The organism is Streptomyces virginiae (genome assembly GCF_041432505.1).
GTDB lineage: Bacteria > Actinomycetota > Actinomycetes > Streptomycetales > Streptomycetaceae > Streptomyces > Streptomyces virginiae_A.
Genome location: NZ_CP107871.1, coordinates 6,890,501 through 6,915,333, shown reverse-complemented (window position 1 = coordinate 6,915,333; position 24,833 = coordinate 6,890,501). Strand labels below are relative to the sequence as shown.

Sequence of the window (24,833 nt, the reverse complement as noted above, 5' to 3'; positions counted from 1 at the left end):
GAGCGCCGTGCGCGGTTGGAGTAGTCGATCACGTTACGTCGCCACGCGGTCGAATGCGATCAGGAGACGGGCGGATCAGTACCCCTACGCACCTGCGATGCCCGCCACCCGCAGCGCGTGGAGCAGGTCACGGTGCCGTGGTCCGGGCAGCGCCCGGGCCGCCCGGAGCAGCCTCGGGGCGAACCACTGCGGGTCGTGCCGGGCCAGGCCCGCCGCCTCCTCGGCGGTGCGCACCCGCACGAAGGCGCCGAGCAGGGCGTCCGCCTCGCGGATCCGGCCGGCGCCGTCGAGGGCGAGTGCCGCGTCGGCGACCTCGGAGGCCGGGCGGGCGACGCCTTGGCGCAGCAGGGCGTCGCAGTCGGCCTCCCGGCCGGCGGCGCCGAGGGCGGCCGCGGCCGCCGCGAGCCGCTCGGGCGGGAGGGAGGCCGCCTCCCACAGCAGGGTCGCCCAGTCGGCCGCGAGCCCGGCCCGGGTCAGCTCGGCGGCCAGTGCGGGCAGTTGTTCGGCGGGCCGGGCCGCGGCCTCGCACAGCAGGACGTGCGCCTCGCCGCTGCGGCCCTGGGCGCGCAGGGCGAGCAGGGCGGCGGCGACCGCTCCGGGGACACCGGCCGAAGGTCCTGGCGCCTGCTCAGGACGGGGTACGGGGCGGGGTACGGGGTGCGGCGCGGCCTCGCCGCCGCCGGGAGCCTCGGATTCGGGTTCGGGTGCGGCGGCGTCCGGGACGCCGAAGCGGGCTCCGCGCGGCGGGGGAAGTGCCGCACCGGGAAGGCCGCCCGGTGTGCCGTCCCCGCCGGGGTGCCCCGGCGGCGGGGTGAACGCCGGAGCCGCGGGGGCCGCCGAGCCCGCGTACCGGGCGCCTCCGGCGCGCCGGGCACCGCGCAGCCAGCGCCCCTCGGCCCGGCCCACCGGCGCCTCGGCCCGCGCGGGGGGCTCCTCGGAAGGAGCTGCCTCCGGCCCGGGACGTGGTGCCGGGCGCGGCTCCGGGGACGGTGCGGGGTGCGATCCAGGGCCCTGTTCGGGGCGGGTCTCCCGTTGCCGGGGTACCCCGGGCAGCCACTGCGCGGTCTCCTGCCGCGTCGGCCAGGGCCCTTCGGTGCCCGCCCGCAGGGCCCGAAGTCGAGCCGCCAGGTCCTCGTGACGGGCCGCCGCGCGGGCCACGTCGTCCTGGGCCCAGGAGAGTTCCCGGGTGAGGGCGTCCGTCTCGGCCCGGTCGGCGGCCCGGCCGAGCCGTACGGTCAGGCTCCGCAGCGCCGTCTGCGAAGCGGCCCGCTGTTCCGCGGCCGCCGCGAGCAGGGACCGCAGCTCGCCCTCGCCGCCCGGCAGCCGGTCCCACACGGCGACGGCCGCCGCCCGCAGCTGGGCCGCGTATACGGTCTCCCGCGCCGCGAACTCCGTGCCCCGGGCCCCGGCCAGGTCCCGCAGCAGCGATTCCACCACGTCCCACGGAGGCATCGCCGCCCCGTCGAGACAGGCCTTCAGGCCTTCCGGATCCCTGCGCACGAACTCCCCGTACCAGCCTGCCCCGGGATCCAGCCTCTGCGTCAATCCCCGCAAATATCCAGAGAGTTGACTGATCGCCAGCGAAGTCGCGGTCTCCATGACCGCATTGGACCCCACCCGTGTTACGGGCGGGCTACGGGAATCTCAAAGCTTGACGGCGATCGCGGTGTGCGGGCGCTTGCCGCGCCGCGCCAGGGCGGCGGGCACGTCCACCAACCAGAACTGCCAGGTGTACTTGCGCGACATCAGCTTCCGCACCCGCCGCAGGCCCGCCTCGTCGAGCAGCCGGGCCTCACCCTCCCGCGCCTGCGCCCCTTCCTCGACGCGCCCGCGCATGTCGCACGCGGTGACGGTGACCCGCCCGTTGTTGCGGATCCGCTTGACCTTCCACGAATCGCTGCGCGTCCACACGTACAGCTCACCCGCGTCGGCCACCGCCCACACCGGCGTCGCCACGGGCGTGCCGTCCTTGCGGAAGGTGGTGAGACTGACGTACCGCGCCCTGCCGAACTCTTCGAGATCCATGACCGAACCCTAGGGCCTGTCTTTCGGATCAAGGCGCCTCTCCGTGGCTGACCGTTTCCCAGGCCACGAACAGCTCGTCCGTCCCGGCCGGCCGGGTCTTCTCGACCAGGGCGCGGGTGTACGGGAGCTTCGCGCCGGTCCGTGTCTCGTAGTGGTGCAGGGCCACCTCCAGGTCGGGCCCCATGGTCCGCTCCACCTTGCCCCCGCACAGCCACGGCGGGGCCTCGGCCCCGAGCTGGTACTTCGCGTGGAACTCCAGCGCGGTGCGCAGCCGGGCGGACTGCTCGCCGTACAGGTCGACGCCCTGGTGCCAGGCGGTCTCGGCGATGTGCGCGGACGCGGCGAGCGCGTAGCCGACGTGCATCAGGTTGCGGCAGGTCTCCTGGGCGATGCCGTCGACGTAGGTGCCCTGGTCGAACCAGTACGCCTTGACCTGGTCGGCGGTGTGGATGGCGGCGTACTGCGGGGCCATCGGGCGCGGGCCGTCCGACCGGAGGTAGAAGTACGCGGGCACGCGCGCCCGGAACCGCTCCAGCGACTCCCGGAAGATCACCTGGTCCTCCAGGAAGACGGCGATGGAGACGGCGGCGTCGGTCATGGCCAGTTCCCAGTTGCCGTTGTAGGCGGGCACCTGGGTGCGGACGGCCGGCAGGTAGGCCGTGCGCAGCATCCGCTTGAACCGGTCGACCCGCGATTGCCCCCAGTCGGGGTAGTCGGCGTTCATGATCTCGGCGGCGCGCGCCCAGCTGGATCCGGACCAGGCGGCCTGGAGTGCGGCGTTGTCCTCGCGGTGCGTCTTCATCACGGCCGACCAGGCGTCCATGATCTGTACGGCCTTGCGCGCGTGGGCGGTCCTGCCGTTCACCGACCACAGCAGGGCATGGGTGTAGGCGGCGATCGCGTCCTGTCGTTCGTCGAGGCAGGACTGCGGGCCGCTGTTGAAGGGGCAGGGCACCACGTCGGCCGGGTGCGGGGTGTAGTCGAGCGAGGCGTAGCGGCTGGTCAGGAGTGACCGGTAGGCCGAGGTCCAGGGTTCCTTGCCGGCCGCGACCATCTGCTTCGCCTGCCGGAGCCCGCCGTGGCTGACGACGACGCCCGGGTGGTGGAAGACCACGTCGCCGGCGTCGTGGCCTTCGGGGGCGGCGCAGGCGGCGAGCAGCAGGCCGCCCGCGAGGAGGGCGCCGACGACTGCGAATCCGACGCGCTTGGATGCGTTCATGGCTGACACGCCTTCACGCTTGCCCCGCGCTTCGGACCTCCCACCGCGGATTGGTCCGTCTGGCCTGCGGGCCCGCCCGAACGGCAGGCTCTAGACGGGGACGGCGGCGCAGCGGCGGAGCAGGTCGTCCAGGGAGAGGCCGAGGGCCGCGGCGAGGGCGGCGACCGTGAAGAAGGCGGGGGTGGGCGCCCGGCCGGTCTCGATCTTGCGCAGGGTCTCGGCGGAGAGCCCGGCGCCGGCGGCGACCTCGACCATGCTCCGGTCGCCGCGGGCCTCGCGCAGCAGGACGCCGAGCCGCTCGCCGCGCTCGCGCTCTTCGGGGGTGAGGGGGGTACGGACCATGGCTTCATCCTACCCCGCACACCAATAACTATCCCGTTATTTTTATACCGGTATAGTTATTGGCATGGTGAAACTGAAGACGGACCGAGAGATCGACGAGATGCGGGCCGCGGGCCGGGTGGTCGCCCGCGCCCTGGCCGCCGTACGGGAGGCCGCCGACGTGGGGGTGTCCCCGCTGGACCTGGACCGGGTGGCGCGCGAGGTGCTCCGCGAGGCCGGCGCCACCTCGCCCTTCCTGGGCTACCGGCCGAAGTTCGCACCGGTGCCCTTCCCCGCCTCGGTGTGCCTCTCGGTCAACGACGCGATCGTGCACGGCATCCCCGGCAAGCACCCGCTGCAGGACGGCGACCTGGTCAGCGCCGACTTCGGGGCGCTGCTCGGCGGCTGGGCCGGCGACGCGGCCATCAGCTTCACGGTCGGCCGGGCCCGCCCCGCCGACCTCCGGCTGATCGAGACCTCCGAGGCGGCCCTCGCGGCCGGGATCGCCGCCGCCGTACCGGGGAACAGGATCGGCGACATCGCGCACGCCATCGGTGCCACCTGCCGGGCCGCCGGTTACGGGGTGCCCGACGGCTTCGGCGGCCACGGCATCGGTCGCAGCATGCACGAGGACCCGGGCGTGCCCAACGAGGGCCCGCCGGGACGCGGGATGACGCTGCGTCCCGGCCTGGTCCTCGCCATCGAGCCGATGCTGATCGCGGGCGGTACGGACGACTACACCTGCGACGCGGACGGCTGGACCCTGCGCACCGTCGACGGCAGTCGCGCCGCCCACTCGGAGCACACGGTCGCGATCACCGCCGACGGTCCGCGGATCCTCACCGCGCTCTAGGGCCTGAAAGTGGCGCTATGGCCTCCCGTGCGGGTGGACCACCATCGCCGAGCCGCCGCCCCGGCGGCTGGTCTCGGCCGCCGCCAGCCAGCGGCCGTCCGGCAGCCGCTGCACGCCGGTCGCGGCGCCGATCTCCGGGTTCTGCCTAAAGGCCTGGCCGATCGCCTCCAGCTCCGCGCGCACCGGGCTGTTCCACAGGCCCGGCTCCAGCTCGGTGGTGGTCTGGTTGCGCTGGCTGGCCCGCGGCGCGGCGATCGCCTCAACCAGCGGCAGTCCCCGGTCCAGGTGGCCGATCAGGGTCTGCAGCACGGTGGTGATGATGGTCGCGCCGCCCGGGGAGCCCACCGCGAGCACCGGGCGACCGTCCTCCAGCACGATCGTCGGAGCCATGGAGGAGCGCGGCCGCTTGCCGGGGCCGGGCAGGTTCGGGTCCGGGACCCCGGGTGCGGCCGGGGCGAAGGAGAAGTCGGTCAGCTCGTTGTTCAGCAGGAAGCCGCGGCCCGGGACGGTGATGGCGCTGCCGCCGGTGGATTCGATGGTCAGGGTGTAGGAGACCACGTTGCCCCAGCGGTCGGCGGCCGTCAGGTGGGTGGTGTTCTCCCCTTCGTACGGGGTCGGGGCGGCCTGGCCGGAACCGCCGCAGGGCGCCGGGTGGCGCGGGTCACCGGGGGCGAGCGGGCTGGTCAGCGTACGGTCGGGCGCGATCAGGCAGCCACGTGAGTCGGCGAACCGCTGCGAGAGCAGCTCGCGCGTGGGCACGTCCACGGCCGCCGGGTCGCCGACCCAGCGGCCCCGGTCGGCGAAGGAGATCCGTGAGGCCTCGATGAAGCGGTGCAGGTACTGCGTCTCGGACAGCTTCGAGAGGTCCGTCCGCTCCAGGATGTTCAGCGCCTCGCCGACGGTGGTGCCGCCGGAGGAGGAGGGCGCCATGCTGTACACGTCCAGACCCCGGTAGCCCACCCGGGTCGGCTCCTGCCGCTTGGTGGCGTACGCGCGCAGGTCCGCGGTGGTCAGGTCGCCGGGGCGGACCTTGCGGGTGGCCGCCGGGTCCACGGGGGGCGTGCGCACGGCCCGGACGATGTCCTCGGCGAGGGGCCCCCGGTAGAGGGCGCCGGTCCCCTTGCGGCCGAGTTCGGCGTAGGTGGTGGCCAGGTCCGGGTTCTTGAAGGTGGTGCCGACCACCGGCAGGGCGCCGCCCGGCAGGAAGAGCTTCGCGGTGGCCGGGAAGTCCTTGAAGCGGTCCTGGTTGAGCTCGGTCTGGGCCCGGAAGGTGGCGTCCACCGTGAAGCCGTCGCGGGCCAGTTTCTCGGCGGGCTTCAGCAGTTTGTCCAGCGGGCGGGTGCCCCAGGCGTCGAGGGCGCTCTTCCAGGTGGCGGGGGTGCCGGGCACACCGACGCCGCGGCCGCTGGTCTGGCCCTCCGCGAAGGGGATGGGCAGGCCGTTCTCCTGGAAGAGCGTCTCGGTGGCCGTGGCGGGGGCTGTCTCACGGCCGTCGATGGTGTGCACTCGGCGCGTGCGGGCGTCGTAGTACACGAAGTAGCCGCCTCCGCCGATGCCCGCCGAGTAGGGCTCGGTCACCCCGAGGGCGGCGGCGGTGGCGATCGCCGCGTCCACGGCGTTGCCGCCGGAGCGCAGGACGGCGATGCCCGCGGCGGAGGCGTCGGCGTCGACGCTGGCGACGGCCCCGCCGTAGCCGGCGGCGACCGGCACCTTGGCCGGTGGGGTGGTCGTGGTGGGCGGGGCCGCGGCCCCGGTGGAGACGAGCGCCCCGGCGAGGGCGACGAGCGCTAACTGACGTGCGGCGGGAGCACGCATCCGGTTCCTCCGGTCGACGGCTTGTCAGATCTGGTCGGCGCAGCGTAACTTCACCGCACCCCCTGCGTCAGGAAGGCCACCCGGCCGCTACCATCCGCCGCATGAACGACGACGTGCGCAACATCGTGCTCGGGGTGATAGCCACCGCCGTCAGCGGCGGGTTCGGCTGGTTCGCCCGGACCTATCTGTGGCGCCGTTCGCTGCGCCGCAAGCAGGGGTTCTTCGGACTGCCGGCCGGCGCCGAGTGCCTGTTCGTGGTCAACCGGCAGATGGGCGGCAAGGAGTCGTCGGTGCACCGCAACGACGCGTTCGCGCTGCTGGAGATATCCGCGCTGATCAAGGACTGCGGGGCCAACGTCCAGATCGTCACGCACGACGAGGCGCGTCAGGGCTTCGGCGAGCGTGCCGAGTTCTGCGTCGGCGGCCCGACGTCCAACACCCGTACGGTGGCGCACCTGGCCTCGATGCTGCCGGGGGTACGGGTGAACATCGACACCCAGGAACACGAGGACCGGGGCGCGATCCAGGTGGGCGGCGAGAGCTACCGGTGGGCCAAGGGCCGGGTGGAGTACGTGCTGCTCGCCAGGCTGACGGGGGCCCAGGGCGGCCGTCCCGTCTTCCTGCTCTCCGGGCAGACGGCGGTCAGCAACCAGGCCGCGGCCCGCTATCTCGCCCGTCACCACGAGCGGCTGGCCCGCACGTACAAGAAGGATCCCTTCTGCCTGGTGCTGAAGGTGGTCAACTCCGATGCCTACGGCCCCGATGTGACCGAGCTCGCGGCCGATGTCACCCGGGCCGCCCTGACACCCGAACCGGCAGCCGTGTGATCCCGTTGATGAAGTTGGAGACCAGCCGGCGCGGCGGTCCCGCCAGTTCGGGCGCGGGCATGGCCGCGCACCACTCCTCGTAGAGGATGCGCAGCTGGAGCCGGGCGAAGTGGGCGCCGAGGCAGACGTGCGGGCCGTCCCCGAAGGAGACGTGCGGGTTGGGCGTCCGCGCCAGGTCCAGGCGGCCCGGGTCGGCGAAGACGCGCTCGTCGTGGTTGGCGGAGGCGTGGAAGACCACCACCTTGTCCCCGGCGCGGATCGGCCGACCGGCCAGGTCGGTGTCGACGGCGGCCGTGCGGCGGAAGCTGAGCACCGGCGGGTGGACGCGCAGGAGCTCGTCGACGGCCCGGTCGAACGGGACGGATCCGTCCGCGAGTCGGCGGTAGGCGTCCGGGGCCTCGGCCAGGGCGAGCAGGCCGCCGGGGGCGGCGCTGCGGACGGTGTCGTTGCCGGCGACGGTGAGCAGGAAGAAGAACATCTCCAGTTCGGCCGGGTCGAGCCGGGCTTCGGCGAGGGCGGTCATCACGTCGTCGCCGGGGTGCGCGCGCTTGTGGTCGGCCAGTTCGCGGGCGTACGCGAACATCTCGCCGAGCAGGGCCGGGGAGCGCGGGTTGAGCGGGGTGCCGTCCGGGCCGAGGAGCGGCGCCGGGGCGTCGTCGGGGTCCTGATACCCGATGATCCGTACGGTCCACTCCAGCAGCAGGGCCCGGTCGGTGTCCGGGATGCCGAGCAGGTCGGTGAGGTTCAGCAGCGCGTATGTGTCGGTGACGGCGCGTACGAGGTCGACGGAGCCGTCCTCGGCGTCCCGGCGGGCGGCGGCGAGGAGAGTGCGGGCGCGCTCGCGTACCCGCGCGGCGAAGGCGTCGACGCGGGCGGGGGTGAAGGCGCGGGACACCAGCCGCCGCAGCCGGCCGTGCTCGGGCGGGTCCTGGTTGAGCATGGTGCGGCGCAGGAAGGGCAGGTCGGCGGGGTCGGGGTCGCGGATCTGGGTGGCGCCCAGCCAGGAGGAGTACGTCCGGTGGTCGCGCAGGACCCGTACGACGTCGGAGTGGCGGGTGACGGCCCAGAAGCCGGGGCCGGCGGGCCAACCCTGGATCTCCGGTTCCGGCTGCCAGGCCACGGGGTGCCGCTCGCGCAGCAGCCGGTAGCGCTCGTGCGGGATGCCGGAGGCGTAGATGCGGGGGTCGAAGACGTCGGGGACGTCCGCGGCGTGGTCCATGGGGCCACCGTGACGGGTGGGCGCCCCCGGCCGCAAGAGTGCGGTGCCGCGGCCGGGGGTGCGCCGGGCCGGTCAGCGTTTCCGGTCGCAGTCTGCGGCCGGGAGGGTGGTGTCGGAACCTTGCAGGATGACGGGGCTGCGGGTGTCCGTCAGGACGGAGGCGCCGATGGTGCACACGATCTGCATGCGGGCCAGGTCCGACAGGTCGCCCACGGCGAACGGCACCCGGACCGTCGTTCCTTCGTGCGTGTACGGGCTCACCGCCAGCTGTTCCTCCTGTCCGGCGGGCAGCCGGGGCAGCGCCGTGGTGAGCCCGACCTCGGCGGCCCGGCCACGGGGGCCGTCGAGCAGCAGCCGCAACAGCACCACGGGGTTGATCCGGTAGCCCTCCGCCAGGCTGAACGGGCTCGGCGCGAGTCGGTCGCCGTCCTTGGCCACGAAGTAGAGGAAGTTGCTCTTGTTGCCCCCGGAGACCTTGACGGTGGCGGAGTGGCCGCTGTCGATCACCCCGGTGCGTTTGATCCCGCATCCGGTGAGCAGCAGGGCGCAGCCGACCAGCGTCGCCGTGGCCGCGGCTGCCCGGGATCTCGTTCCGTGCCCGGTCACGCGTCGGCCTCCAGCGGCATGTCGAGGGTGAAGACCGCTCCCCCGGTGGGCCCGTTGGCCGCGAGGAGGGTGCCGCCGTGCAGGCGGACGTTCTCCAGGGTGATGGCGAGGCCGAGTCCGCTGCCGGCGGAGCGGGTCCGGGCCGCGTCGGCCTTGAAGAAGCGGTCGAAGATGTGCGGCAGTACCTCGGGGGCGATGCCGGGTCCGCTGTCGGCGACGTCGATCAGGAGCCGTTCGCCGTGCTCGCCCGGTGCGGTCCGTACGGTGACGCGTACGGGCGCGCCGCCGTGGCGGAGGGCGTTGCCGACGAGGTTGGCGAGGATCACGTCGAAGCGGCGCGGGTCCAGGCGGGCGCGTACCCGGTCCGGCAGTTCGGTGACGACGCGGTCGTCGACCCAGTGGCGGCGCTCCAAGGTCTTGCGCACGGCTTCGGCGATGTCCACGTCGTCGAGGTTGAGCTCGGCGGCCCGGGCGTCGAAGCGGGAGATCTCCATCAGGTCCTCGACGAGAACGGCGAGCTTGCCCGTCTCGGCGCTGACCAGGCGCAGGGCCTTGGCGGTGTCGGCGTCGAGGCGTTCGGCGTCCTCGTCGAGGACCTCGGTGACGGCGAGCATCCCGGCGAGGGGGGTGCGCAGTTCGTGGGAGACGTCGGAGGCGAAGCGGCGGGCGCGGACCTCCGCGTCCTGGAGTTCGCGTACGGACTGCTCCAGGGCGCGGGCGGTCTCGTTGAAGGTGCGGGCGAGTCCGGCGAGCTCGTCGGCGCCCCTGACCTCGATCCGGGTGTCGAGGCGGCCGCGGCCGAGGTTCTGAGCGGCCCGGCGCATGTCGCGGACCGGCCGCAGGACGCTGCGGGCGGCCAGCAGGGCGGGCACGATGGCGATGGCCAGCCCCGGGACGGCGCCCTGCTTGGCGGCGTCGACCATGGCTTCGACGGTCTGCTTCTCGGTGGCGAGCGGGACGCTGGCGTAGAAGACGGCGCCGGTGGCTTCGATGGAGCCGTTGTGCTCGATGAAGGCGGGGACCCCGACGGTGAGCCACGGGTTGCCGCGCTGGTCCTCGACCCGTTGGAAGGCGGTGTAGTCGTGGCTGCGGACCTTCCGGCGCAGGTCGTCGGTGATGACGCTGGAGGTCGGTGTGCCGGGGTTGGTGGAGACCCGTACGCTGCCGTACTCGCCGAAGATGATCCACGGGTGCGGTTTGCCGCGCTTGCCGAGTTCGATGACGATGCGCTGGACCTCCTGCTGGTCCAGCGGAAGCCGGAACTCCTGCTGCTCGACCTGGTCCCGCAGGGTGCTGATGGCGGTGTCCTGGGTCTGCTTGAGGATCGCGTTGCGCGCCTGCTGGTAGGTGAGGGCGGCCGTGGTCACCGCGCTGATCGCGGCGACCAGCAGGAAGGCGGCGATCAGTCGGGTGCGCAGGCCCAGCGGCGCTATGCGTCGCACGGTCGCCTACAGCGGACCGAAGCGGTAGCCGAAGCCGCGCACGGTCTGTATGTAGCGGGGGCTCGCGTCGGGGTCCTCGACCTTGGTGCGCAGCCGGCGGACGCAGGCGTCCACGAGCCGGGCGTCGGCGTGGTAGCTGTGGTCCCACACGTACTCGAGGAGTTGCTGGCGGGAGAAGACCTGCTCGGGCGAGGCCGACAGGTGCAGCAGGAGCTTGATCTCGCTGGGGGCGAGGGGCACGCGCTCGCCGTTCTTGGCGACGCTCAGCCCGGCGCGGTCGATGCTCAGCTCGCCGTGGTGCTCGACTCCCGGGCGGGCGCCGACGGGGTCGGTGAGCCGGCGCAGGACGGCTTTGATGCGGGCCTCGATGACCTCGGTGCGGGCGGGTTTGACGATGTAGTCGTCGGCGCCGGCCTCCAGGCCGACGACGATGTCGAAGTCGTCGCCGCGTGCGGTGAGCATGATGATCGGCACCTGGCTGGTCTCGCGGATGCGGCGGCAGACCTGGACGCCGTTGATGCCCGGCAGCATCAGGTCGAGCAGGACGAGCTCGGGGCGGAAGCCGCCCATCAGCGCCAGCCCTTCCTCTCCGGTCTCGGCGGAACTCACGTCGTGGCCCCGGCGGCGCAGGCCGAGGCCGACCCCCTCGCGGATGGAAGGGTCGTCCTCGATCAGCAGTACGCGTGGCATCCGGTCAGTATCCCAAAGGTGTTGCGGGGCCTTACCTCCGCTGTAGGCCGGTCCTGCGCCTCAGGGAGTCCAGCATGTCGGTGATCTCCGTCAGGCGCAGCGGCCCGGCGAGGATGACGACGACGAGGGCCAGGGCGGCGGTTCCCGCCCCGACGGCGGCGAAGTCGCCGAACCGCTCGGTGGCGCGGGCGGTCGCGTACGCGGCGGCGGCGGCCGGTGCGCAGGCGACCAGGAGCCTCAGGTGGGTCCGTACGGCGGTCGCGCGCCGCTGCGTACGGGTGCCCTCGCGCGGGCCGAGCCGGCGGGTGAGGGTGTGGGCGGTGACGGCGGCGCCCGCGAGGAAGGCGACGGAGGAGGCGGCGGCCATGCCGGTGACGGCCCAGCGCGGGGACAGCAGGAAGTAGGCGGCGGCGGACAGCCCGGCGGTGAGCGCGGCGATGACCAGGTTCAGGAAGAAGGGGGTCCGGGTGTCGGAGAGTGCGTAGAAACCGCGCGAGAGGACGTACTGCGCGGAGAAGGCGATCAGGCCGGGCGCGAAGGCGATGAGCATGCCCGCCATGACCTCTATGTCGGCGGCGCCGGTGCGGCCGTACCCGAAGACGCTGCCCATCACCCAGGGGGCGAGGGCGGCGAAGAGCGCGGCGGCGGGCACGACGAGGGCCGCGCTGGAGCGCAGGGCGTAGGAGACGTCGCGGCGCACGGCGGCGAGGTCGCCCTCGGCGGCTGCCGAACTCATCCGTGGCATCAGGGCGGTCACGAGGGAGACGGTGATGATGCCCTGCGGGACGATCCACAGCTGGTAGGCGTTGCTGTAGGCGGTGTAGCCGGCGCCGCCCGCGAGTCCGGCGTCCACGGCGTGCTGCCCGGTGGTGGTGGAGAGCCGGGTGACGACCCAGTAGGCGATCTGGTTGGTGAGGACGAGCATGACGGTCCAGCCCGCGTTGCGCAGGGGGCGGCCGAGTCCGCTGCCGCGCCAGTCGAAGCGCGGACGCCAGCGGAAGCGGGCGGCGCGCAGCGAGGGGATCAGCGCGAGGGCCTGGACGACGATGCCTGCGGTGGTGCCCAGGCCCAGGAGCCGGGTCTCGGCGCCGGTCAGGCCGGGTGCCCCGGCGTGGGAGACGTGGAGGAAGAGCCCGAAGACTCCGATGATCACGAGGTTGTTGAGGACCGGGGTCCACATCATCGCGCCGAACCGGCCGCGGGCGTTCAACACCTGCCCGAGCAGGGTGAAGAGCCCGTAGAAGAGGATCTGGGGCAGGCAGTACCGGGCCAGGGCCACGGTGGTGCTCGCCTGGGCCCCGTCGTAGTCGGTGTACACCGAGACGATCACCGGGGCGGCGAGGACGGCGACGGCGGTGAGTGCCACGAGGGCGGCGGTGCAGGCGGTGAGCAGGCGGTCGGTGTAGGCGGATCCGCCGTCGGCGTGCTCCTTGGCGGCCCGGACCAGCTCGGGTACGAAGACGGCGTTGAGCGCGCCGCCGATGAGCAGCATGTAGATGATGTTCGGGACCGTGTTGGCGACGGCGTAGCCGTCGCCGAGGAGTCCGGTGCCCAGCGCCGCGACGACGACGGCCGAGCGGATGAAGCCGGTGGCGCGGGAGACGATGGAACCGGCCGCCATGAGGGCGCCGCTGCGTAGGACCGAGGTCTTCCCCGTGGACGCTCCGGCGCTCGCCGGGGCGGTGTCCGCTCTGGTGCCGCTGTCGGTGTCGGTGGCGGTCACCGGCGGGCCAGGTAGGCCTGGAACGCCTTGTAGAGCGCCGTGTTGGCGACTCCGTCCATCGGTATCTCCCACTCTCCCAGCGTCTCGACGACCTGTCCGCCGGTGCCGAGCTTCCAGCGCAGCAGCCCGTACGAACGCGCCGAGGGGTCAAGGGTGGAGGGTACCCCGCGCATGTCGTACTCCTGTGCGCCGAGGGCGTGGGCGTCGCACATCATGCGCCACTGCAGGGCGTTGCTGGGGCGTACCTCGCGGCGGTGGTCGGCGGAGGCGCCGGTCTGGTACCAGACCCGCTTCCCGGCGGTGATCATCGTGTGGGCGGCGAGGATCTCGCCCTGGTGGACGCCCAGGTAGAGCCGCATGCGGCCGGGCGCCTCCTCGTTGAGGACCTGGTACTGCTGCTCGTAGTACGCGAGGGAGCGGCCGAGGCGGAAGCCGTCGCGCTCCTCGGTGATGCGCAGCAGGCGGTAGAACTCGGGGAGGTCCGCGGCGGTGCCGATGACCGTCTCCACGCCGGACTTCGTGGCCTTGCGTACGTTGCGCCGCCATTCCTGGTTGAGGCCCGCCCAGACCTCGTCGAGGGTGCGGCCGGCCAGCGGGACGCGGAAGACGTGGCGGGGCTGGGCGTCGCCGTCGTCCTCGCCGCCGCACCGCGTCCAGCCGCGGGTGCGCAGCCGGTCGGCGAGGGCGGCGCCCACCGGGTCGACCTCGGTGGCGAGCACGTCGGATATCTGCCGGCCGGGCCCGGAGGCGGCCTTGGCGGTGGCCGCGTCCCAGCGCCGGTAGGCGGGGGTGGGGCCGATGCGGACCGCGAAGGCGCCGGCGGAGCGCAGGTGGCGCATGAGCGGGTTCAGCCAGCGGTCGATGTGCGGATCGGACCAGTCGGCGACGGGGCCCTCGGGAAGGTAGGCGAAGTATTTCCGGGTGCCGGGGAATTGCCGATAGAGCACCAGACCGGCGCCCTGAATCTGGCCGTCCGCATAGTGCCAACCGACCCTTTCCGAGCGCCAAAGGTCCTTTACGCGCGCCCAGGACGGGTACTGGAGAAAGCTCGCCCCGCCGTGGCGGGAAAGGAACGCCTGGTATTCCGAGACGGACAGGGCACGCACGCGGAGCTCCCGGTCCTGGTCATGGTCCTGCTGGGCGGGGGTCACGAGCAGTGCGCACACGGCAGACGGCCTTCCTGTCGTCCTGACGGTCTCTCACAGGACTCTCACAGCCGCCCGTGACCGCCGTGCGCGGCGATTGTGACCGGATGATGACCGTTTCGCTGCGGTCGACGTCACAAGGGAAAGGACGAGGTTTTGCGCCGATCACGGAACCTAAAGTCGGGTCGTTGGCATCTCCCTTTGCGAACGTCACTCCCCACCGCTCCTGGAAAGGGCCCTTCGTTGAGCCGTATACGCCGCACCGCCATGGCGGGCACCGCACTTCTGGCCGCCGCGCTCACCGCCTGTTCGGGCGGGAGCGACGGTGGTGGCGACGACAAGGGCAAGGACGACGCGAAGCCGAAGGCGCCCATGGCGGTCTCGGTGAACCTCACGGGCGATCAGGTGAAGGCGGGCCAGCCGGTGACGGTGACCGTCGCCGAGGGCAAGCTGGCCCAGGTGAAGGTGACCGACGCCAAGGGCGCGGAGCTGCCGGGGAAGATAGCCGACGACGGGAAGAGCTGGACCTCGGAGCGCAACGCCCCGGCCGGCGCGGAGTACAAGGTCGAGGCGCAGAACACCGACAGCCAGAGCGCCACCACGCAGTTCAGGACGAGCGCCGCCGACAAGGTGAACAAGGTCTCGATCAACATCACCAAGGGCAGCACGGTGGGCGTGGCGATGCCCGTGTCGCTCGTCTTCGACAACCCGGTGACGAACAAGGCCGAGGTGGAGAAGCAGCTCAAGGTCACCACCTCGAACAACACCGAGGGCTCCTGGGGCTGGATCAAGGACCACTCCGGCAACGACCGCGTCGACTGGCGGCCCAAGGACTACTGGAAGTCCGGCACCGACGTGAAGGTCGAGATGCACCTGAACGGTGTGGACTCCGGCAAGGGCGGCGGGATGTTCGCCCGGGACTACAACACCGAGTTCAAGATCGGCAAGGACCGTCGGGTCCAGGTCAGCCTCGACGCCAAGAAGCTGACGGTGACCGAGGACGGCCAGACGCAGAAGACGATCCCCATCTCGGCCGGCACTCCGGGCGGCAAGAAGGCGTCCTGGTCCGGGAAGATGGTGATCATGTCGAAGGAGGGCACCATCCGGATGGACTCCCAGACGGTGGGCCTGGACAACGCCTACGACAAGATGGTCGATTACTCGATGCGGCTGACCTGGTCGGGCATGTACGCGCACGCCGCCCCGTGGAACGAGGCCAACTTCGGCCGTTCCAACAGCAGTTCCGGCTGCGTGGGGATGAGCGACGCCAACGCCAAGGACTTCTTCGCGCAGTCGCAGATCGGTGACGCCTTCGAGGTGGTCGGCGAGGGCTCCAAGGGCAACGCCGACATCGGCAACGGCTACGGCGAGTGGAACCTGTCCTGGGACCAGTGGAAGGCCAAGAGCGCCCAGTCCGGCGCCCCGCAGAACGGCTGACGGCCGCTCCGCGCGGGCCGGTCCACCCCTACCACCCAATCGTTACCAGTGCGTAACTTACTCACGGGTTACTTTGGGTAACTCGCTCCCGTTACCGTCGGGTCACTTTGACAACCCCGGCGTACGCGAGGAGCGAGAGATGCACCGCACCACCACCGCCGCGGCCGTGGCGACCCTGCTGGCGGCGACCGCCCTGGGCCTGGCCCCCCACCAGGCCCAGGCGGCGCCCGCCACCACCGTGGCAGCCGCCGCCGACGCCTCGTCGCAGGTGCGCTTCCACGACATCCCGGGCTCCGGCGGAATCACCCTCAAGGGCAACGTCTTCACCCCGGCCGGGGCCGAGAGCGGCCGCAAGTACCCGCTGATCGTGCTGCCCACCAGCTGGGGCCTGCCGCAGATCGAATACATCGCCCAGGCCAAGAAGCTCGCCGACTCCGGCTACGTCGTGGTCAGTTACACCTCGCGCGGCTTCTGGCTCTCCGGCGGCGAGATCGAGGTGGCCGGCCCGCCGGACATCGCCGACGTCAGCGCCGTCATCGACTGGGCGCTCGCCAACTCCCCCGCCGACGCGGACCGTATCGGCCTCGGCGGGGTCTCGTACGCCGCCGGCATCACCCTGCTGGCCTCCGCCCAGGACCCGCGCGTCAAGGCCGTGGTCGCGATGAGCGGCTGGGCCGACCTGATCGAGTCCATCTACTCCGGTCGCACCCAGCACGTCCAGGCCGCCGCGATGCTCGGCGCCGCCGGATACCTCACCGGCCGCCCCGGACCCGAACTGAAGACGCTGCTCGGCAACTTCCTCGGCTCCCGGCTGGACAAGGAGCAGGAGATGATCGAGTGGGGCAGGCGGCGTTCGGCCTCCGAGCAGGTGGACCGGATCAACGCCAACGGTGCCGCGATCATGCTCGGCAACGCCTGGGGCGACACCATCTTCCCGCCCAACCAGTACGCGAAGTTCTACGAGCGGCTGACCGGCCCCAAGCGTCTGGAGTTCCGGCCCGGGGACCACGCCACCGCCGAGGGAACCGGCCTGCTCGGGCTGCCCAACGACACCTGGACCAACGCGCACCGCTGGTTCGACCGCTACCTCAAGGGCGAGCGCAACGGCGTCGACACCGAGGCCCCGGTACAGATCAAGTCCCGTAGCGACAACGGGTACGAGGGCTACGCCGACTGGAAGTCGGTCGGCGCCGGGGGCACCGAGAAGCTCGCGCTCTCCGACAGCGAGCACCTCTTCGCCAATGTCGACTCCGGCGCCAACGGCGGCATCCTCCTCCTGTCCAGTGCCCTCGACCAGTTCGTCAAGGCGCCGCCGATCGCCTCCGTCCCGCTCCTGCCCCGGGCCTTCGCGGCCGTCTGGCAGTCGGAGCGTTACGACCGGGCGCGCCGGATCCGCGGCACCGCGAAACTGCACACCACGGTCACCCCCACCAAGGGCGACGGCACCTTCGTCGCGTACCTCTACGACGTCGGCCCGCTCGGCATCGGCAAGCTCGTCAGCAACGCCCCGTACACCTTCCACGGCAAGACTCCCGGCCAGGCCTTCGGGGTGGACCTGGAGCTGTTCTCCACCGCCTACGACGTTCCCGCGGGCCACCGGCTCGCCCTCGTCGTCGACACCGTCGACCCGCTGTACATCGAGCACAACCCGCTCGGCGCGCAGATGACCTTCTCCTCGCCGCGCACCGACCCCAGCTACGTGTCGGTGCCGCTGCGCGAGCAGTGATCCACGGCTGCCGCCGGGTCCGGTCCGCCCGGCGGCGGCCGCACCCGGTGGCCGGTGGCCGCCACCAGGTGCCCGGTGCCCGGTGCCGTCAGTGCTTGAGGATCTTGGAGAGGAAGTCCTTGGCGCGGTCGCTCTCCGGGTCGGTGAAGAACTGCTCCGGAGTGCGGTCCTCGATGATCTGTCCGTCGGCCATGAAGACCACGCGGTTCGCGGCGGAGCGGGCGAAGCCCATCTCGTGGGTGACCACGATCATGGTCATGCCCTCGCGGGCGAGCTGGCGCATGACCTCCAGCACCTCGTTGATCATCTCCGGGTCGAGTGCCGAGGTGGGCTCGTCGAAGAGCAGGGCCTTGGGATTCATGGCGAGGGCGCGGGCGATCGCCACGCGCTGCTGCTGACCGCCGGAGAGCTGGGCCGGGAACTTCTCGGCCTGGTCGGCCAGGCCCACCCGCTCCAGGAGCTCCCGGGAGCGCCGGTCCGCCTCGCCCCGCTTGCGGCCGCGGACCTTGACCTGCGCGAGCGAGACGTTGGCGAGCACGGTCTTGTGCGCGAACAGGTTGAAGGACTGGAAGACCATTCCCACCTCGGCGCGCAGCCGGGCCAGCTCCTTGCCCTCCGCGGGCAGCGCCTCCCCGTCGATCAGGATCGTGCCCGACTCGACGGTCTCCAGTCGGTTGATCGCCCGGCACAGGGTGGACTTCCCGGAACCGGAGGGGCCGATGACCACCACCACCTCCCCGCGGCCGACGGTGAGGTTGATGTCCCGCAGTACGTGCAGCGCACCGAAGTGCTTGTTGACGTCCCGCAGCTCGATCAACGGTTCGACGGCCATGTGCTGCCCTGCCCACTTGTCGGAGTCGTTCTCGGAGTCGTTCCCGGTCCCGGTCGCGATGCGTCGGGGCCGGCGCAAACTATCCAGGCATGGAAGGGCACTTCGCACGCGAGAGGGACCACGACACGCCGGAACGTCAGCCCTCGGAGGCTTCCGCGTAGGCCTGGCTGAGCTCGGGGGACCCTGTCATCGCCCAGGACACGCCCGACTCGATCACGTTCAGCTCCCGGCCCGAGGCCAGCCGGATCACCGGCTGGCCGTTGGGCCACACCAGCCAGGCGGTCCCCGGAACGGTCCGGATGATCACCGTACCGAGGTAGAAGCCGGCGTCGTTGCCGAGCCAGGGCACCGCCTCGGGATCCCGCCGCCAGCGCGGCATCAGCTGGTCCAGTGCCTCCAACGAGGCCTGGCTCTCATCGAGTTCGAGCCCGGCCGCCCGTGCCTGGACGCGCAGCATCTCGCACTCCGAGAACAGCTCGGCGACACCCTCGGGGTCGTCCGCGAGGGCGGCGGCGAGTCCCGCACCCTGTTCCGTTTCGCTTCGGTTCAGCCAGTTGCCCAGGAAAGGGATGTTCATACCGCCCAGCCTCGCACCAGGATCCGCCGCTGACCACAGGGCGCGCACGGATCCGTCGGTCCGGACATCCTCAGACGCCGAGGTCCAGGTCCACGACGACGGGCGCGTGGTCGGACGCGCCCTTGCCCTTGCGCTCCTCGCGGTCGACGTAGGAGTCGGTGACGGCCTTGGTGAAGGCCTCGTTCCCGTAGACCAGGTCGATGCGCATGCCCTTGTTCTTGGGGAAGGCGAGCATCCGGTAGTCCCAGAAGGTGTAGGGACGGTCGTACTTCAGCGCGCGCGGGAACACGTCCGAGAGGCCGGCGGCGCGCAGCGCCTCCAGGGCGGCCCGCTCGGCGGGGGTGACATGGGTGAGGCCCGCGAAGACGGCCGGGTCGTAGACGTCCTCGTCGGTCGGGGCCACATTGAAGTCGCCGAGCACCGCGAAGGGGCGCGCACCGGCCGCGTCCTCGGCGACGGCCGTGGCCAGGGAGCGGAACCACTCCAGCTTGTAGCCGTAGTGGTCGTGCTCGACCTCGCGCCCGTTCGGCACGTACACCGACCAGACCCGGACGCCGCCGCAGGTGGCGGAGATCGCGCGGGGCTCCTGGACGCCCTCGTAGTCGGGCCCGCCGGGCAGTCCGAGGACCACGTCCTCCAGGCCGACCTTGGAGAGCAGGGCGACGCCGTTCCAGCGGCCGGTGGCGTTGACCGCCGATTCGTAGCCCAGCTCGCGCAGCTCGGCGTAGGGGAACTGCGCCTCCGAGCACTTGGTCTCCTGGATGCACAGGACGTCCGTGCCGGAGCTCTCCAGCCAGGCCAGCAGGCGCGGCAGCCGGGCGGTGATGGAGTTGACGTTGAAGGTGGCGATACGCATACGTGCCAACCTACCGCCCGGCACCGACAGTCACAGTTCGGCGGAGTCCCCCGCGGTGAGTCGCCCGTGGTCGGTGCCCCCGAGGGCGCCCAGGACGTTGTCGTAGATCGGCCGGGCGATGTCGGCGAGGTAGGCGTCGTGGATGTCCAGGGCCCGGCGCGGCTTGACCTCGCGGAGGTAGTCGATCACCTCGGAGACCTTGTTCCAGGGGGCGTGCACCGGGACCATCAGGGTCTCGACGGGTACTCCGGGCACGGTCAGCGCGTCCCCGGGGTGGAAGAGGGAACCCTCCACGAGGTAGCCGACGTTCGTGACGCGCGGGATGTCCGGGTGGATCACCGCGTGCAGCTCCCCGTGCACCTGGACCTCGAACCCGGCCGCCGTGAAGGCGTCGCCGTGGCCGACGGTGTGCACCCGGCCCGGATAGGCGGGGGCGAGCTTCTCCGCGACGCTGCGCAGGGTCCACAGTTCGACCGCCGGATCGGCGTCGAGGGCGGCCCGCAGCCGTCCCTCCTCGAAGTGGTCGGGGTGTTCGTGCGTGACCAGCAGGGCGTCCGCCCCCAGGCCCGCGTCCGGTTCGCTGAAGGCGCCCGGGTCGATGACGAGCGTGCGCCCGTCCTTCTCCAACTGGACGCAGGAATGCAGCCGCTTGGTGAGCTTCATGATCCCAAGGCTAAGCGCTCGGGGGGCTCACGGGGTGGTGGAGGAGACCACGTAGACCTTGGAGACCTTGGGGTCGGTGAGGTCGACGGTGATGTCGCGGGTGGGCCGCGGGTCGTCCTGTTCCAGGGTGGTGCCCAGCCACGGGGTCCGCGGCTTCCAGTGCCAGCCGGCGACCGAGGTGTCGTGGGTGGAGATCGAGACGCCGGGGGTCAGGTCCTCGCGGCCGATGCCGAGGGAGGACAGGAAGCCGTCCAGTTCCTGCGGGGTGACCGCGAACTGGACGTACAGCCGGCTGGTGCGCCAGTTGTTGGTCTCCAGGAACCCGACGCGCCAGGCCTTGTCCGGGACCGGGACCTCGTAGATGCTGCGCTGCACCTTGGAGGGCCAGCCGGGGCGCACCTGGGACGCGCCGACCTTGGCGGCCTTGTCGCGGCCGCTCTCGCGGCTCTGCTGGGTGGAGATCGCCAGGTAGCCCGCGGGTACGCCGACCAGCAGCAGGATGATGATCGCGGTGATCCAGCGGCGCTTGACGACGTGCCTGCGGTCCTCGGCGGTGGGCGTCGGGGCGCCTTCGGCATCGGGGGCGGAGGCCTGGTGGGGCAGGGTGGGCGGGTTCACTGTGCGTCCTGGTCGTCGGGGCCGGGGGCGGCGGCGGGGTCGCGTCGGCCCAGCTGCTGCGCGTAGCGCTCGTACCGCTCGTAGCGCTCGACCCGGCGGCGGGTGGCGCGGCGGAAGCGGCGGGCGACGAGCCGGGCGAGGTCGGCGGCGCCGACCATGCCCGCCTCGGGCCCGAGCTGGGCCTTGGCGATACGGGCCTCGGGGCGGTAGCCGCGACCGGTGAGGTGGCGGCGGAAGGCGTCCCGGGCCGGGCCGATCAGCAGGTCGTCGGCGGCGCTGACGCCACCGCCGATGACGAAGCAGGAGGGGTCGAGGGCGGCGGCGAGGTTGGCGATGCCGACGCCCAGCCACTGGCCGATGTCCTGGAGCAGCTCGACGCACATGGCGTCGCCCTCCCGGGCCAGCTCGGTGATCAGCGGTCCGGTGATCTCGTGGACGTTGCCGCCGACCTTGGCGATGATGTTGTACGCGACCGGGGAGTCCGCGGCGGCCAGCTCGCGGGCCTCGCGGACCAGGGCGTTGCCGGAGCTGTACTGCTCCCAGCAGCCGCGGTTGCCGCAGGGACAGCGGTGGCCGCCGGGGACGACCTGCATATGGCCGAATTCGCCCGCGACCCCGTACCGGCCGCGCTTGACCTGGCCGCCTTCGAGGATGGCCCCGCCGATGCCGGTGCCGAGCGTGATCATGACGAGGTGGTCCTCGCCGCGACCGGCACCGAAGCGCCATTCCGCCCAGGCGGCGGTGTTGGCATCGTTGTCGACCATGACCGGGACCGCGAGCCGGGACTGGAGCGCGTCCCGCAGGGGCTCGTCGCGCCAGGCCAGGTGGGGTGCGAACAGCACGCGGGAGCGGTCGGCGTCGACCCAGCCGGCCGCCCCGATGCCGACCGCGTGCACGTCGTGCCGGTCGGAGAGGTCCAGCACCAGCTCGACGATGGTGTCCTCGACGACCTTGGGGCTCTTGGACTTGTCCGGGGTCTCCGTGCGGATCTTCTCCAGGATGATCCCGTCGGCGTCGACGACGCCGGCCATCACCTTGGTGCCGCCGATGTCGATGCCGACCGTGGGGACGCGCGGGGCCGTCAGGTGCGACCGGCGCTCCCGGGTCCCGATGGTCCGCAGGACGGTGCCTCGCGCCGACCCCCGGTGGGTGAGCGCGAAATCCCGGTACGTGCTCATCGAGTCGTGTCGTCCCTCTTGGGTGCGGTGGTTCGGGGGGTCCGGTCGGCGTCGTCGGCCGGGCCGCTCCGACCGGCTGCGCGGTCCGTCGCGGCCGTGGCGTGTGGGGCGCCTGCCCCCGATTCTGCCACTCGCTCCAGTTCGTGGCTCAGCTCGTCCAGCTCGGAGCCGCCCGCCATCTGCCGGGTGAGCTCGTCGAGCGTGATCGAGTCGCGGGTGTGGCTGCCCGCCATGGTGCCCCGCTTGAGGAGCACGAAACGGTCCCCCACCAGGTACGCGTGGTGCGGGTTGTGGGTGATCAGGACCACGCCGAGGCCCGCGTCCCGGGCGGCCGCGACGTACTTGAGGACCACTCCGGACTGTTTCACGCCGAGGGCCGCGGTGGGCTCGTCGAGGACGAGGACCTTCGCCCCGAAGTACACGGCGCGGGCGATGGCCACGCACTGGCGTTCACCGCCGGACAGGGTGCCGATGGGCTGGTCCACGTCGCGCAGGTCGATGCCCATGCGCAGCAGCTCCGTGCGGGTGGTGCGGCGCATGAGGTCCACGTCGAGGCGGCGCAGGGGGCCGCGGCCCTTGGTGGGCTCGGAGCCGAGGAAGAAGTTCCGCCAGACGGGCATGAGCGGGACGACGGCGAGGTCCTGGTAGACGGTGGCGATGCCGTGGTCGAGGGCCGCGCGGGGGTTGGCGAGGACGGTCTCCTCCCCCTCGATCTCGAAGGTGCCGGCGTCGTGCCGGTGCAGCCCAGCGATGATCTTGATGAGGGTGGACTTGCCGGCGCCGTTGTCGCCGAGGACACAGGTGATCTCGCCCGCCGAGACCTCCAGGGAGACCCCTTGGAGGGCGCGGATGTTCCCGTAGAACTTGCTGACGTCGGTCAGCTTCACCAGGGCGGGGTCCGCCCCGGGCGCGGTCGTGGTGGTGCTCTTGTCGGTCGCGATCACTTGCTCGCCTCCGCCCGCTTGCGGACCCATGCGTTGAGCAGCGTGGCCAGCAGGAGCATCGCGCCGAGGAAGAACTTGAACCAGTCCGGGTTCCACTGGGCGTACACGATGCCGTTGCTGGTCATGCCGAAGATGAAGGCGCCGACCGCCGAGCCGATGGCGGAGCCGTAGCCGCCGGTCATCAGACAGCCGCCGATGACGGCCGCGATGATGTAGAGGAACTCGTTGCCGACGCCCTCGCCCGACTGGACCACGTCGAACGAGAAGAGGATGTGCTGTCCGGAGATCCAGGCGCACAGGGCGACGCCCATGTAGAGCCCGATCCGGGTCTTCACGACGGGCACGCCGGTGGCGCGGGCCGCGTCCGCCCCACCGCCGACGGCGAAGATCCAGTTACCGGCGCGGGTGCGCAGCAGGATCCAGGTGGCGACGGCCACGATGGCGAACCACCACAGGATGGTGACCTTGAGGGTGACCGAGCCGATGTTCCACTGCGAGGCGAAGAGGGCGCGGGCGGAGGCGAAGCCCTCCATGTCGGCGATGGTCTTGGTGGAGACCGTGCCGGTGATCAGCTTGGTGAAGCCGAGGTTCAGGCCCGTCAGCATCAGGAAGGTGCCGAGCGTGATGATGAAGCTGGGCAGCTTCGTGCGGGTCAGCATGAACCCGTTGAAGAAGCCGATGGCCAGGGTGACCAGCAGGGACACGCCGACGCCGACCCAGACGTTCGCGGTCATCTGGTAGCTGAACATCGAGCTCACCAGCGCCGAGGTGGTGACCATGACACCCGCGGAGAGGTCGAACTCGCCGCCGATCATCAGCAGGGCCACGGGGGCGGCCATGATCCCGATGGTGGAGGCCGAGTACAGGACCGTGCTGAGGCTGGAGGCCTGCAGGAAGCTGGGGGCGGCGATGGAGAAGAAGACGAAGACGGCGACGGCGCCGACCACCGAGCCCAGCTCGGGGCGGGCGAGCAGCTTGCGCAGGGCCGAGGTGGGGGCGAGCCGTTCGTCGAGCCCGTCGGCCGGTGCGGTGGTGCTCATCGGCTGCCCCGCTTGATGTACTCCTCCAGCTTGGCGGCCTCGTCCGCGGTGACGATCTGCGGGCCGGTGAGGACCGGGCGGCCGCCGCCGAGCACGTTCGCGTTGTAGCGGTAGAGCCAGAGCAGGTCGATGGCCTCGTAGCCCTGGAGATAGGGCTGCTGGTCGACGGCGAAGCCGAGGGCGCCGGACTTCAGGTCGCGGGCGACCGAGGCGTTGAGGTCGAAGGTGTCGACCTCGGCCTTGCTGCCGGCCGCGTCCTTGGCCTTGATCGCGGTGGGCGCGAAGGGGGCGCCGAGGGTGACGATCGCGTCGATGGACGGGTCGGCCTGGAGCTGTGCCTGGATCGAGGCCTGGACGGAGGGCATGTTGGTGCCCTCGACGTAGAGGTTCTCCATGGTGCCGGAGAAGGTCTTCTTCGCCCCGGCGCAGCGCTGCTCGTGGCCCACGTTGCCCTGCTCGTGCAGGACGCAGACGGCCCGCTTCCTGCCGCGCTCGTTCAACTCGGTGCCGACCGCCTCGCCGGCGATCACCTCGTCCTGGCCGATGTGGGTCAGCGCCCCGTACTCGGCGGACTGGGCGGAGCCGGAATTGACCGTGATCACCGGGATACCGGCCTTGGCGGCCTTGGCGAGGACGTCCTTGAGGGCCTCGGGCTTGGCCAGGCTGACGACGATCCCGTCGACCTTCTGGTCGATGGCGTTCTGCACGAACTGCGCCTGCTGCTGGGCCTGGTCGTCGTGGGCGTAGACGAAGTTGATGTTGTCCTTCGCCGCGGCCTCCTTGGCGCCCTTCTGCACGATGTCCCAGAAGGTGTCGCCGTCGCCCGCGTGCGTGACCATCGCGAAGGTCCAGCGCGGCGTGGAGACGGCCGGTCGGCCCGCCTCGGCGGCCCGCGCACGCTCCTCGGCGCGCTTGCCGCCCGTACTGCTGCAGCCCGCGAGCGAGGCCCCCAGTACCGCCGCGAGCACGGCGCCCACGACGCGTACCCCTGTCCGAACCCTAGCCACGTCGCCGCGCCCTTCCCTCGTCACCAATTCGGTCCGTCGTCGAGCCGGTCACCAATCCGGTCATTCCGGC

The 24,833-nt window shown here is 71.8% G+C and carries 24 protein-coding genes; 4 read left to right on the top strand and 20 right to left on the bottom strand.

Annotated features, from left to right (window positions below):
* Positions 1 to 84 precede the first annotated feature (84 nt).
* The 4 genes from OG624_RS32015 to OG624_RS32000 all read right to left on the bottom strand — a co-directional run bounded on the left by OG624_RS32015 (position 85) and on the right by OG624_RS32000 (position 3,586).
* Positions 85 to 1,545 (bottom strand): hypothetical protein, encoded by a 1,461-nt coding sequence (locus OG624_RS32015; protein ID WP_371640104.1) that lies wholly within the window; start codon positions 1,543 to 1,545, stop codon positions 85 to 87.
* 99 nt (positions 1,546 to 1,644) lie between these two features.
* Positions 1,645 to 2,025, bottom strand: a complete 381-nt coding sequence (locus tag OG624_RS32010) for a PPOX class F420-dependent oxidoreductase (protein ID WP_033218194.1) — start codon at positions 2,023 to 2,025, stop codon at positions 1,645 to 1,647.
* Positions 2,026 to 2,053: 28 nt separating this feature from the next.
* On the bottom strand, positions 2,054 to 3,244 hold the full coding sequence (locus OG624_RS32005) for an alginate lyase family protein (protein WP_033218192.1): 1,191 nt from the start codon (positions 3,242 to 3,244) through the stop codon (positions 2,054 to 2,056).
* A 90-nt stretch (positions 3,245 to 3,334) separates the two neighbouring features.
* Complete coding sequence (locus OG624_RS32000) at positions 3,335 to 3,586, bottom strand: helix-turn-helix domain-containing protein (RefSeq protein ID WP_033218190.1); 252 nt, start codon at positions 3,584 to 3,586, stop codon at positions 3,335 to 3,337.
* Between the two features lie 64 nt (positions 3,587 to 3,650).
* On the opposite strand from OG624_RS32000, the gene map reads away from it, so the two are divergent.
* Complete coding sequence (gene map / locus OG624_RS31995; RefSeq protein WP_033218188.1) at positions 3,651 to 4,418, top strand: type I methionyl aminopeptidase; 768 nt, start codon at positions 3,651 to 3,653, stop codon at positions 4,416 to 4,418.
* Positions 4,419 to 4,433: 15 nt separating this feature from the next.
* Here map and ggt read toward each other — a convergent pair whose 3' ends face one another.
* Positions 4,434 to 6,233 carry a gamma-glutamyltransferase gene (ggt, locus tag OG624_RS31990; RefSeq protein ID WP_033218186.1) on the bottom strand — a complete coding sequence of 600 codons (1,800 nt, stop codon included), beginning with the start codon at positions 6,231 to 6,233 and terminating at the stop codon, positions 4,434 to 4,436.
* A gap of 101 nt (positions 6,234 to 6,334) precedes the next feature.
* On the opposite strand from ggt, the gene OG624_RS31985 reads away from it, so the two are divergent.
* Positions 6,335 to 7,060: a hypothetical protein gene (locus OG624_RS31985; protein ID WP_033218184.1), complete on the top strand. Its 726-nt coding sequence runs from the start codon at positions 6,335 to 6,337 to the stop codon at positions 7,058 to 7,060.
* Here OG624_RS31985 and OG624_RS31980 read toward each other — a convergent pair.
* From OG624_RS31980 to OG624_RS31955, 6 genes are all read right to left on the bottom strand, one after another.
* Positions 7,020 to 8,279: a cytochrome P450 gene (locus OG624_RS31980; protein WP_371640103.1), complete on the bottom strand. Its 1,260-nt coding sequence runs from the start codon at positions 8,277 to 8,279 to the stop codon at positions 7,020 to 7,022. The genes OG624_RS31985 and OG624_RS31980 overlap by 41 nt on opposite strands.
* Positions 8,280 to 8,351: 72 nt before the next feature.
* A complete protein-coding gene (locus OG624_RS31975) occupies positions 8,352 to 8,885 on the bottom strand; it encodes a hypothetical protein (protein ID WP_033218180.1) in 534 nt (177 codons plus the stop codon).
* Complete coding sequence (locus OG624_RS31970) at positions 8,882 to 10,327, bottom strand: sensor histidine kinase (RefSeq protein ID WP_033218178.1); 1,446 nt, start codon at positions 10,325 to 10,327, stop codon at positions 8,882 to 8,884. Before OG624_RS31970 ends, OG624_RS31975 begins: the two co-directional genes overlap by 4 nt.
* A gap of 6 nt (positions 10,328 to 10,333) precedes the next feature.
* The gene (locus OG624_RS31965; protein WP_033218177.1) at positions 10,334 to 11,017 is read right to left on the bottom strand and encodes a response regulator transcription factor; all 684 of its coding nucleotides are present in this window, start codon (positions 11,015 to 11,017) and stop codon (positions 10,334 to 10,336) included.
* 31 nt (positions 11,018 to 11,048) lie between these two features.
* The gene (murJ, locus tag OG624_RS31960; protein ID WP_244290735.1) at positions 11,049 to 12,740 is read right to left on the bottom strand and encodes a murein biosynthesis integral membrane protein MurJ; all 1,692 of its coding nucleotides are present in this window, start codon (positions 12,738 to 12,740) and stop codon (positions 11,049 to 11,051) included.
* The gene (locus OG624_RS31955) at positions 12,737 to 13,906 is read right to left on the bottom strand and encodes a lipid II:glycine glycyltransferase FemX (protein ID WP_161288351.1); all 1,170 of its coding nucleotides are present in this window, start codon (positions 13,904 to 13,906) and stop codon (positions 12,737 to 12,739) included. The genes murJ and OG624_RS31955 overlap by 4 nt, the downstream gene beginning before the upstream one ends.
* A 246-nt stretch (positions 13,907 to 14,152) precedes the next feature.
* On the opposite strand from OG624_RS31955, the gene OG624_RS31950 reads away from it, so the two are divergent.
* Positions 14,153 to 15,322, top strand: a complete 1,170-nt coding sequence (locus OG624_RS31950) for a L,D-transpeptidase (RefSeq protein ID WP_371640892.1) — start codon at positions 14,153 to 14,155, stop codon at positions 15,320 to 15,322.
* A 139-nt stretch (positions 15,323 to 15,461) separates the two neighbouring features.
* Complete coding sequence (locus OG624_RS31945) at positions 15,462 to 17,048, top strand: CocE/NonD family hydrolase (RefSeq protein WP_033218173.1); 1,587 nt, start codon at positions 15,462 to 15,464, stop codon at positions 17,046 to 17,048.
* A gap of 88 nt (positions 17,049 to 17,136) precedes the next feature.
* Here the strand turns inward: OG624_RS31945 and OG624_RS31940 are convergent, their stop codons facing one another.
* The 9 genes from OG624_RS31940 to OG624_RS31900 all read right to left on the bottom strand — a co-directional run bounded on the left by OG624_RS31940 (position 17,137) and on the right by OG624_RS31900 (position 24,763).
* Entirely contained in the window at positions 17,137 to 17,880 is a 744-nt protein-coding gene (locus OG624_RS31940) for an amino acid ABC transporter ATP-binding protein (protein WP_033218313.1), read from the bottom strand.
* Positions 17,881 to 18,016: 136 nt separating this feature from the next.
* On the bottom strand, positions 18,017 to 18,457 hold the full coding sequence (locus tag OG624_RS31935) for a DUF6278 family protein (RefSeq protein ID WP_033218171.1): 441 nt from the start codon (positions 18,455 to 18,457) through the stop codon (positions 18,017 to 18,019).
* Between the two features lie 70 nt (positions 18,458 to 18,527).
* Positions 18,528 to 19,313, bottom strand: a complete 786-nt coding sequence (locus OG624_RS31930) for an exodeoxyribonuclease III (protein ID WP_033218169.1) — start codon at positions 19,311 to 19,313, stop codon at positions 18,528 to 18,530.
* 30 nt (positions 19,314 to 19,343) lie between these two features.
* Entirely contained in the window at positions 19,344 to 19,976 is a 633-nt protein-coding gene (locus tag OG624_RS31925) for an MBL fold metallo-hydrolase (RefSeq protein ID WP_033218164.1), read from the bottom strand.
* A 27-nt stretch (positions 19,977 to 20,003) separates the two neighbouring features.
* On the bottom strand, positions 20,004 to 20,594 hold the full coding sequence (locus OG624_RS31920; protein WP_033218162.1) for a hypothetical protein: 591 nt from the start codon (positions 20,592 to 20,594) through the stop codon (positions 20,004 to 20,006).
* Positions 20,591 to 21,772, bottom strand: coding sequence for an ROK family glucokinase (locus tag OG624_RS31915; RefSeq protein ID WP_033218160.1), 1,182 nt, complete (start codon positions 21,770 to 21,772; stop codon positions 20,591 to 20,593). The genes OG624_RS31920 and OG624_RS31915 overlap by 4 nt, the downstream gene beginning before the upstream one ends.
* Entirely contained in the window at positions 21,769 to 22,746 is a 978-nt protein-coding gene (locus OG624_RS31910) for an ATP-binding cassette domain-containing protein (protein WP_371588741.1), read from the bottom strand. Before OG624_RS31910 ends, OG624_RS31915 begins: the two co-directional genes overlap by 4 nt.
* The gene (locus OG624_RS31905) at positions 22,713 to 23,756 is read right to left on the bottom strand and encodes an ABC transporter permease (RefSeq protein ID WP_161295871.1); all 1,044 of its coding nucleotides are present in this window, start codon (positions 23,754 to 23,756) and stop codon (positions 22,713 to 22,715) included. The genes OG624_RS31910 and OG624_RS31905 overlap by 34 nt, the downstream gene beginning before the upstream one ends.
* Positions 23,753 to 24,763, bottom strand: a complete 1,011-nt coding sequence (locus OG624_RS31900) for a sugar ABC transporter substrate-binding protein (RefSeq protein ID WP_442759683.1) — start codon at positions 24,761 to 24,763, stop codon at positions 23,753 to 23,755. Before OG624_RS31900 ends, OG624_RS31905 begins: the two co-directional genes overlap by 4 nt.
* Positions 24,764 to 24,833 lie beyond the last annotated feature (70 nt).